Annotated in this window: 8 protein-coding genes and 1 tRNA gene; 8 read left to right on the forward strand and 1 reads right to left on the reverse strand. The window is 68.3% G+C overall.

From position 1 onward, the window contains the following. The first annotated feature begins 63 nt into the window (after positions 1-63). The 5 genes from JMF97_RS17005 to JMF97_RS17025 all read left to right on the forward strand — a co-directional run bounded on the left by JMF97_RS17005 (position 64) and on the right by JMF97_RS17025 (position 4,687). On the forward strand, positions 64-969 hold the full coding sequence (locus tag JMF97_RS17005; protein ID WP_203222405.1) for a bifunctional DNA primase/polymerase: 906 nt from the start codon (positions 64-66) through the stop codon (positions 967-969). Then, positions 966-2,552 carry a YfjI family protein gene (locus JMF97_RS17010; protein WP_203222406.1) on the forward strand — a complete coding sequence of 529 codons (1,587 nt, stop codon included), beginning with the start codon at positions 966-968 and terminating at the stop codon, positions 2,550-2,552. Before JMF97_RS17005 ends, JMF97_RS17010 begins: the two co-directional genes overlap by 4 nt. A 382-nt stretch (positions 2,553-2,934) precedes the next feature. Then, positions 2,935-3,102 carry a hypothetical protein gene (locus JMF97_RS17015; RefSeq protein ID WP_203222407.1) on the forward strand — a complete coding sequence of 56 codons (168 nt, stop codon included), beginning with the start codon at positions 2,935-2,937 and terminating at the stop codon, positions 3,100-3,102. Continuing rightward, complete coding sequence (locus JMF97_RS17020; RefSeq protein WP_203222408.1) at positions 3,099-3,299, forward strand: helix-turn-helix transcriptional regulator; 201 nt, start codon at positions 3,099-3,101, stop codon at positions 3,297-3,299. Before JMF97_RS17015 ends, JMF97_RS17020 begins: the two co-directional genes overlap by 4 nt. Further along, complete coding sequence (locus tag JMF97_RS17025; RefSeq protein WP_203222409.1) at positions 3,296-4,687, forward strand: tyrosine-type recombinase/integrase; 1,392 nt, start codon at positions 3,296-3,298, stop codon at positions 4,685-4,687. The genes JMF97_RS17020 and JMF97_RS17025 overlap by 4 nt, the downstream gene beginning before the upstream one ends. 646 nt (positions 4,688-5,333) lie before the next feature. Here JMF97_RS17025 and JMF97_RS17030 read toward each other — a convergent pair. Then, positions 5,334-5,417, reverse strand: a tRNA-Tyr gene (locus JMF97_RS17030). A gap of 140 nt (positions 5,418-5,557) precedes the next feature. Between JMF97_RS17030 and JMF97_RS17035 the strand changes: the two genes are divergently transcribed. The 3 genes from JMF97_RS17035 (at position 5,558) to JMF97_RS17045 (ending at position 8,711) form a co-directional block, all read left to right on the forward strand. Further along, on the forward strand, positions 5,558-6,052 hold the full coding sequence (locus JMF97_RS17035; protein ID WP_203222410.1) for a YajQ family cyclic di-GMP-binding protein: 495 nt from the start codon (positions 5,558-5,560) through the stop codon (positions 6,050-6,052). 248 nt (positions 6,053-6,300) lie between these two features. Beyond that, positions 6,301-7,059 (forward strand): DUF5131 family protein, encoded by a 759-nt coding sequence (locus JMF97_RS17040; protein ID WP_203222411.1) that lies wholly within the window; start codon positions 6,301-6,303, stop codon positions 7,057-7,059. 254 nt (positions 7,060-7,313) lie between these two features. Continuing rightward, on the forward strand, positions 7,314-8,711 hold the full coding sequence (locus JMF97_RS17045; RefSeq protein WP_102659786.1) for an IS1380 family transposase: 1,398 nt from the start codon (positions 7,314-7,316) through the stop codon (positions 8,709-8,711). The last annotated feature ends 149 nt before the right edge of the window (positions 8,712-8,860 follow it).

The following is an 8,860-nucleotide window of genomic DNA, read 5'->3' on the forward strand; positions in this document are numbered from 1 at the left end:
ACCCGGTGGCCAGCATCCGCACGGCCCCGGCCTTCCACCGCCACACCTGGAGGGAGTTTCCTCATGCCCGACTCTGCCCGGCTGGTCACCGCTGCGCTGGCTTACGCCGGTCGTGGGTGGCCGGTGTTCATGCTCGGTCGCACCAAACGGCCCGTGGCTAACTGCCCGGCCTGCCCGAAGGCGGACGAAGACCCGACCCACGACCAGGACGGCTGCCCGTGCCTGACCTGTCACGGCTTCTACGCGGCCAGCACCGACCCGGAGCGGGTGGCCGCGATGGTGGCCGCCGTCCCCAACGGACAGCTCGCGCTGCGCACGGGTGCCGCGTCGGGAACCGTCGTGGTCGACATCGACCCCGCCCACGGTGGCCGTACCACCTTGGCCGACCTGATAGGCCGGGGGCTTCTGCCGCCGACCGCGTACGTGGTCACGGGGTCGGGTGGGTGGCACCTGTTCTACCGGCACCCCGGCCGCCGGGTGCCGTGCAGCCAGGGCAAGCCCGGACAAGGACTCGGCCCCGGAGTCGACGTGAAAGCCGATGGCGGCTACGTCGTGCTGCCGCCCTCGGTGCACCCGCGCACCGGACGTCCGTACCGATGGGCGACCGGCAGGGACACGGAGGTAGGGGAGATGCCCCCCGCCCTGCTGACGGCCTGCCTACCGCCGCCAGCACCACCGGTCCCGGCCGCGACCGGCCCGACGCGCGTACGTGAGGCGGGGGGCATCTCCCATCCCGACCGCCTCTTGGCCGTGCTCCTCGACCGCGTGACCACCGCTCCCGAAGGCGTGCGCCGCACCACCCTCTACGGCGCAGCTCGGGGCGTGGCCCGGATGGTCACCGCCGGGGCTATCGATCACGCCGACGCCATCGCCGCTCTCACCGACGCGGGCCGCCGCGCCGAGCAGACCGACCGCGATATCCGCGCCGCCATCCGTGGTGGCTTCCGTGCCGAAGGAGTCGCCGCATGACACCCGCCCGTCTGCACCTCGTCAACCCCGACCACCCGCACCCCACCGACGACGGCCCGCCGGGCGGTCCGTTGTGGGACGCGCCCGTGCCACTGACCGGTGCCGCTACCGCCACCCCGCCGTTCCCGGTCGACGTGTTCCCGACCTGGCTGGCCGACATGGTGACCGGGGTGGCCCGGTTCACCGCCACCGATCCCGCGATGGCCGGAACCCTCGCCGTCGCCGCGCTGTCCGCGTGTGCGGGTGGGCGGTTGGAGGTGGAGCCGGTGGCCGGGTGGCGGGAACCGGTGAACATCTTCGCCGCCGTCATCGCCGGTCCCGGCGAGAGGAAATCGCCCGTGCATCGGGCGATGACCGCGCCCCTGTTCGCCGCACAGTCCACCCTCGCCGAGGCGATGCGACCCCGCATCGCTGAGGCCGCCGCCCTCCGCGACATCGCTGACCGGCAGGCCGAGCAGGCGAAAGCCGCCGCCGCGAAAGCCACCGACCCCGGCAAGCGCGACGACGCCGCCGCCGAGGCGGTGGCCGCCGCGATCGCCGCTGAGGCCATCACCGTCCCGACCCTGCCGAAACTCATCACCGACGACGCCACCCCGGAAGCGCTCATCAGCCTGATGGCCGCCAACGGCGGACGGATGGCCATCATCAGCGACGAAGGCGGCATCTTCGACACGCTTGCTGGCCGCTACTCGGGCGCTCCCAACCTCGACCCGTACCTGAAAGGCCACGCCGGGCAGCCGATGAGCAACGAGCGGACCACCCGCGAAGGCGCCTCCATCGACAAGCCCGCTCTCACCGTGTGCGTGATGGCGCAACCGGTGGTGCTGCGCCAGTTCGGCGGTAACGCCGGTTTGGCCGGGCGTGGCCTTCCGGCACGGTTCCTGTTCGCGCTCCCGGCGTCGATGGCCGGCTACCGGCCCGTGGACACGCCCCCCGTGTCGGAGCAGGTGGCCGCCGGGTACCGGCACCGGATACACGACCTGGCCGCCACGTTCGCCGAGTGGGAAGACCCCGCCGTGGTCGTGCTCACCGAGGACGCCGGGAAGGTGCGGCGGGCCGCCGCCGAGCAGGTGGAAGCCGAGCTACGGCCCGGCGGAAGCCTTCACGACATGCGCGAGTGGGGAAACAAGCTGTCCGGCGCGACGCTGCGGCTGGCCGGGCTGTTGCACGTCGCCCACCACCCCGCCGACGCCTGGCGACGCCCCATCGACGCTGACCGGATGGCCGACGCGGTACGCCTGGCCGAGTTCTTCGCCGCCCACTACCGGGCCGCCGTCGCCACCATCACCGCCGACGCCACCACCGAAACCGCCCGCCGCGTCCTGGCCATCGTCACCGCCAAAGGCATGACCACCTTCACCCGCCGGGAACTGCACCGACGCTGCCACCGGCAACTACCCCGCGCCGCCGACGTGACCGCCGTCCTGGACGTACTCACCGCCCACGGATGGGTCCGCACCACCGACACGGGCGGCTACGAAATCCACCCCCGCGCCGCCGACCTGGCCGCCGGGGACGGTGACAGCGGTGACACGGTGACAACCCCGCCCGCCAGCCACGTTTCCGCAGCTCACACCACCTGAACCCCTGTCACCACCCCCCGGTGACAGCCCGGTGACAGCGGTGACACCCCCGCCGACTGTCACCGCTGTCACCACCTGTCACCACCCCCCGGTGACAGCACCAAACACCCACTGACCAGCACAAACACCCGACCAGCAGTCGGACTGTCACCGTGTCACCGCCACCCGGCCCCACCCCGCCCACACCGGGACACCAGCCATCGACCGGCATCCCCGGAAACGGCCCGCTGAGAGCCACACAGACACATCAGCCCTATGCCTAAAAACAACCCTGCCCGGATCTTGCGTCTACGGCCCTCTCAGCGGGCCGCCCTACGCCCTTCTGCGGCGACACCCCCCTGTTCCTCCACAAGTGACCCGCACCGACCGAAAGGCGCTCAGCATGCGAATCAGGCTGCACGGCACACCCGCTGAAACAGCCGCAGCACTGGCCGCCATCGCCCAAGTGCTGCACATCCGCCACGTCACCCGGCCCTACCCCGACCGCCGATCCCCGATGCACCAGCGCATCTACCTCGACGCCACCCCGAGGAAGGACGCCCGCCGATGACCACCCGCCGCACCCCGACCGGCAACCTACTCACCCTCGCCGAAGTGCTGGACGAACTGCGCGTACCCCGGTCGACCTTCTTCCGCTGGAAGGCCACCGGCCGCGCACCCCGAACCATCAAGTACCCCAACGGCAGCCTGTACGTCCGCCGCCGCGACCTGGACGCCTGGCTCAACGATCACGAGGAGGCCGCTTGAGCACCTACGACGTACGCGTACACGGCATCCTCAAGAATCAACTCGCCAGGGGCTACTCCTACGTGGTCCGGTGGAAGGTGGCTGGCCGCTCGTTCCGCAAGACGTTCGTGACCCGCGCCCTGGCCGAGAGCTTCCGTTCCAAGCTGGTCGTTGCTCAGCGGGAAGGCGTCGCGTTCGATGAGGCCAGCGGCCTACCCGAACCGATGGCGCGAGCGCTCAACACCCGATCGTGGTACGACCACGCCGTGGCCTACGTTGACATGAAGTGGCCCCGTGCATCGGCCAAGCACCGCAAGGGCATCGCCGAAACGCTGGCCACCGTCACACCGGCCCTGCTCGCCACCGACCGGGGCGTGCCTAGCGACAAGGCGCTACGGGCCGCGCTCTACGGGTGGGCGTTCAACAAAACCCGCCGCGACGCGGGAGAGCCACCCGCCGACCTCGCCGCCACCGTGCGCTGGTTGAAGGCCAACACTGTCGACCTGGCCGCGCTCACCGACGCAGCGCTGGTCAGAAAGGCGCTCGACACGCTCGCCCTACGGATGGACGGCGCTCCCGCGTCGCCCAGCACGATCGCCCGAAAGCGCGCCGTCTTCTCGGGCGCCCTCAAGTACGCGGTTGAGCTGCGGCTACTCGACGCACACCCGATGTCTCTGGTGAGCTGGACCGCGCCGAAGACGGCCGATGAGGTGGACCGCCGGGCGGTGGTCAACCCCGATCAGGCGCGGGCGCTGCTCGCCGAGGTGGGCCGCGCCGTGCCCGAGTTGGAAGCGTTCTTCGGGTGCATGTACTACGCCGCCTTGCGGCCCGAAGAAGTGCTTCACCTGCGGGAAGACGAATACGAGCGACCCGCCCAACGTGGGGGGTGGGGCGTGCTGCATCTGACCGGCTCGACCGTAGCCGTGGGCCGGGACTGGGGCGACGGAGACGACACCGCCGAGGACCGAGGGCTCAAGCACCGGGCAAAGGCAGCGACCCGGGACGTACCCGTGCCGCCGCCGCTCGTGCGGCTACTCGATCACCACATCAAGGAGTACCCGCCGGGATCGAACGGGAAGCTGTTCGTCACCCGGCGCGGCCCCGGCGGACGGTACGTGCCCACCGCTGGCCAGCCGATCCCGAACAACACCTACGGGAAGGCATGGCGGGACGCGCGGGCAAAGGTGCTCACCCCTGCTCAGCAACGCTCACCGCTGGCCCGGCGACCCTACGACCTACGGCACGCCGCCGTGTCGCTCTGGCTCAACGCCGGGGTCCCGGCTACCCAGGTCGCCGAGTGGGCCGGGCACAGCGTGCACGTCCTCATGCGGGTGTATGCGAAGTGTGTCTACGGCCAGGAAGATGCCGCACGCCGACGCATCGAGGCGGCGCTAAAAGGGCGGTTATAGAACGTGTCCGGGATCACAAAAGACCCGCCGAAAACTACTCAGAGTTTCGTCAGCCCAGCCAAGTACCCTGCTGCGGTGCTGCGAAGCGAATAGCACCGCAGCAGGAGCAGTCAAGCGGCTCCGTCGTCTGACATTCGGGCAGAACGGACGACGCGCAGTGACACTCCGTTGCTGCTAAAAACGCGTTTATAACTCTCCGTACTTGCAAGAAGTGTCTGAGCACGCTGCAATCAAGGCAGCGAAGCGGCGAGTATCCCCAACGGTCACCAAAGAAGCGGCACCCGGCTGCACCCGGATGCCGCTATGACCCTCCCGCTTCAGAACGCCCCGCTGAGGACTTCAGAGTAGGAGGCCAGGTGCCGAAGCTAGCAAGACCGGCTACCCGAAGCAATGGACACCGTCAACGGAACGAGCGGCGGTGCGAGCACCCGACTGACTGGGTGAAGGTATTGCCGGGCGCGCTCACTGGACTCGCCATGGTCATCGGGGCCGTGACAGGACTCCTGCGGCTGTTTTTCTAGCCCGAGACGGCGACACGCATGCGACACGACGAGTGAGATTGAGCGACCCCCGGCGAGACCGAGCGGGACTCACACGAAAGGCCCCTGACCTGCTCTCGGGCAGGTCAGGGGCCTTTCGGTGCACCTGGTGGCGGGTAGAGGATTCGAACCTCTGTAGCTTTCGCGACGGATTTACAGTCCGCTCCCATTGGCCGCTCGGGCAACCCGCCAGGGCACACCTCCGCACCGTGGTGCGGCGGCGGAAGCAAGGATAGCGGCTCCTCCTGGCTTCGGCGCAACCGGGTACCGTCAGGGGGTCGCACCCCTGGTCATCCAGGGGCAAACGATCACAAACAGCAGGAGTATGAGCATGGCAGCGAACCCGTCGTTCGACATCGTCAGCAAGGTTGACCGCCAGGAGGTCGACAACGCCCTTCGTCAGGCGGAGAAGGAGCTTGCGACGCGGTTCGACTTCCGGGGTACGGGTGCGGAGATCTCCTGGTCGGGCGAGGAGGCGATCAGCCTCCAGGCGGAGACCGAGGAGCGGGTGCAGGCTGCGCTGGAGGTCTTCAAGGAGAAGCTGATCAAGCGGAACATCTCGCTGAAGTCGCTGGATGCCGGGGATCCTCGTTCGTCGGGCAAGGTCTTCAAGATCGACGCCAAGGTGGTGCAGGGCATCAACCAGGAGAAGGCCAAGGCGATCAGCAAGAAGATCCGTGACGAGGGGCCGAAGGGCGTACAGGCGCAGATCCAGGGCGACCAGCTGCGCGTGACAGGCAAGAAGAAGGACGACCTGCAGGCCGTCATCACGCTGCTCAAGGCGGAGGACTTCGGCGTCGCCCTCCAGTTCACCAATTACAGGTAAGAGAACTCCGGACGAAACGCAATCTCCGACCAGCCGCCTCCTGCTAGCTGGCAGGCAGAGCCGTCGTTGGCCGCCAACATCCGGCCTACGACGGCCTGGCCGCGTCCGAGTCTGCCTTCCGTACGTTGGTCGAGCGTAAGCATGGGCAACTGCTACAGGTGCTGCTTGAACCAGAAAGATCGCCTTCACACCTTTCAATCCGTACGCACGTTCGACAGAATCAATCCAACCGGCCGGGGAGTGTGGTGATGGCAGACAAGAGCTCTATCGAGTGGACCGAAGCCACGTGGAACCCGACAACTGGTTGCGACCGCATCTCGCGTGGTTGCGATCACTGCTACGCGTTGACCTTGGCGAAGCGGCTGAAGGCGATGGGGTCCGCGAAGTACCAGACGGACGGTGACCCGCGTACATCGGGACCTGGTTTCGGAGTTGCGATACACCCCAATGAGCTGACGCTGCCCCTCCGATGGCGGGAGCCGCGGGTGGTGTTCGTCAACTCAATGAGCGACCTGTTCCACGCAAAGGTGCCCCTCGACTTCGTCAAGCAGGTCTTTGAGGTAATGGCGGCCACCCCACAGCACACCTACCAGGTGCTCACCAAGCGGGCCGCGAGGCTCGCGAAGCTCGCCCCGCGCCTCACCTGGTCCACCAACATCTGGATGGGTGTGTCTGTGGAGGACGATGAGCAGACAGAGCGCATCGACCATCTCCGGCAGGTCCCGGCCACCATTCGGTTCGTCTCGGCCGAGCCGCTCCTCGGTCCGCTCGACAAACTGGACCTCGGTGGCATTGACTGGCTAATCGCCGGCGGTGAGTCCGGCCCCGGCTGCCGGCCGGTCGACCCCAATTGGGTGCGTTCCCTCCGGGACCAGTGCACCGCAGACGGAACGGCCTTTTTCTTCAAGCAGTGGGGCGGCAGAACACCAAAGGCCGGCGGGCGGGATCTCGACGGGCGCACATGGGACGAGATGCCGGCCGCACGGGAACTTACCTCGATCGGTTAGAGGTCACTCCCCGGGCAGAACACAGCCCTACGACGGACGCCGCAGCGGTTCCTTCCAGAAGTCACCCTTCCCGGTATTGGCCACGGACCTCCCGCTCAGCAGCTTTACCGCCGTGCGGACATGAGGCGTACTAGCCTCGGCCCTTCGTTAAGGGCTGTCCACAGGGTGGGCAGGAAACGAAGAAGTGCCTTCTGATCAGGGAAAATAGGGCTTGTCGAAGGTCCCATGTTCCTGTCACGGAAGGCACTTGCTGGGTGAAGGCTACCGCAACACGTCCGAAGATCATGGTGACTGGTGACGGGCGGGGCGTGGTCGGTCATGCCGGTGCCCGGCTGCTGGCTGATCTGGCCGATACGACTGGGCTGAGCAGTGCGTTCAGCGATGCTCTCGCTGGTCTGCGGCAACGGCAGGGTGGGCACTGCCCGGGCCGGATCGCCGTGGATGTGGCCGTGATGCTCGCCGATGGCGGCGAGGCCATCGCTGATCTGGCGGTGCTGCGTGACCAGTCCGCCTTGTTCGGGCCGGTCGCCTCCGACCCGACGGCATGGCGGCTGTTGTCGCAGCTGGACGAGCCGATGCTGGCGCAGCTACGTGCCGCGCGGGCCCGTGCCCGCGAGGTCGCCTGGGCTCAGCATGCCGAAGTCCGCGGCGACCTGCCGCAGGTGTGTGTGGCCGGCCGGCAGGTCGACGGCCTGGTCCTGGACATCGACGCGTCGATCGTGATCTGTCACTCCGAGAAGGAGTCGGCGACCCGCACCTGGAAGAAGACCTTCGGCTATCACCCGTTGCTGTGCTTCCTGGACAACACCGGTGAAGCCCTCGCCGGGTTGCTGCGCGAGGGCCGGGCCGGCTCGAACACCACCGCCGACCATGTCACCGTCCTGGACCAGGCCTTGGCGCAGATCCCCGACGCCTGCCGGCACGGCACCCCGATCCTGCTGCGCGCCGATTCGGCCGGCAGTAGTCACGGCTTCCTCGCCCACATCCGGGCTCTGCGGGAGCAGCACGTGGACATCCGGTTCTCCGTCGGCGCCGCGATCACTGAGCCGGTCCGCGAGGCGATCCGCGCCGCGACCGACTGGGTCCCCGCCATCGACACCAGCGGTGAACTGCGGGAACACGCCGAGGTCTGCGAGATCACCGGCCTCATCGACGCCGCCGGTTGGCCCGCAGGGACCCGGTTCCTGGTCCGCCGGGAACGCCCGCACCCCGGCGCGCAACTGTCGCTGTTCGACACCGTCGAAGGCTGGCGGCATCAGGTCGTCGCCACTGACACCCCCGCCGGCAACGGCGGAATCCAGCACCTGGAAGCCCGCCACCGCGCCCACGCCCGCGTCGAGGACCGCATCCGCACCGGCAAGGACACCGGCTTCGGCCGGTTCCCGTCCCGACACTTCGCGATCAACCAGGCCTGGCTTCAGCTGGCCCTGACCGGCATCGACCTGATCGCCTGGACCCAAACCCTGCTCCTGGACGGCGACCTCACCCGCGCCGAACCCAAGAAACTGCGCTACCGCCTGCTGCACGTCGCCGCCCGGATCACCCGCACCGCCCGCCGGACCCGCCTCGCCATCGCCACCGACTGGCCCTGGACCGAAGCCCTGACCAGCGCATTCAGCCGACTCGCCGCACTACCACGACCCGCCAGCTGACCCCGAAGCCTCACGCCTCGACCCGCAGCACGGAGGAACCCGGCCCAGCGTCGGGCCATCAGCATGCCAGCAAACCGACCGACCAACCCCGAACCAACATCATCGACCAACAGCTATGAACGACTGCCCAGATGAAAGACCGAGGCTAG

This window comes from Micromonospora fiedleri (genome assembly GCF_016774385.1).
GTDB lineage: Bacteria > Actinomycetota > Actinomycetes > Mycobacteriales > Micromonosporaceae > Micromonospora > Micromonospora gifhornensis.

Bases quoted from the DNA above. Each gene is read 5' to 3' on its own strand.
- JMF97_RS17005 (WP_203222405.1), top strand. From the start codon at position 64: ATGCCCGACTCTGCCCGGCTGGTCACCGCTGCGCTGGCTTACGCCGGT.
- JMF97_RS17010 (WP_203222406.1), top strand. From the start codon at position 966: ATGACACCCGCCCGTCTGCACCTCGTCAACCCCGACCACCCGCACCCC.
- JMF97_RS17015 (WP_203222407.1), top strand. From the start codon at position 2,935: ATGCGAATCAGGCTGCACGGCACACCCGCTGAAACAGCCGCAGCACTG.
- JMF97_RS17020 (WP_203222408.1), top strand. From the start codon at position 3,099: ATGACCACCCGCCGCACCCCGACCGGCAACCTACTCACCCTCGCCGAA.
- JMF97_RS17035 (WP_203222410.1), top strand. From the start codon at position 5,558: ATGGCAGCGAACCCGTCGTTCGACATCGTCAGCAAGGTTGACCGCCAG.
- JMF97_RS17040 (WP_203222411.1), top strand. From the start codon at position 6,301: ATGGCAGACAAGAGCTCTATCGAGTGGACCGAAGCCACGTGGAACCCG.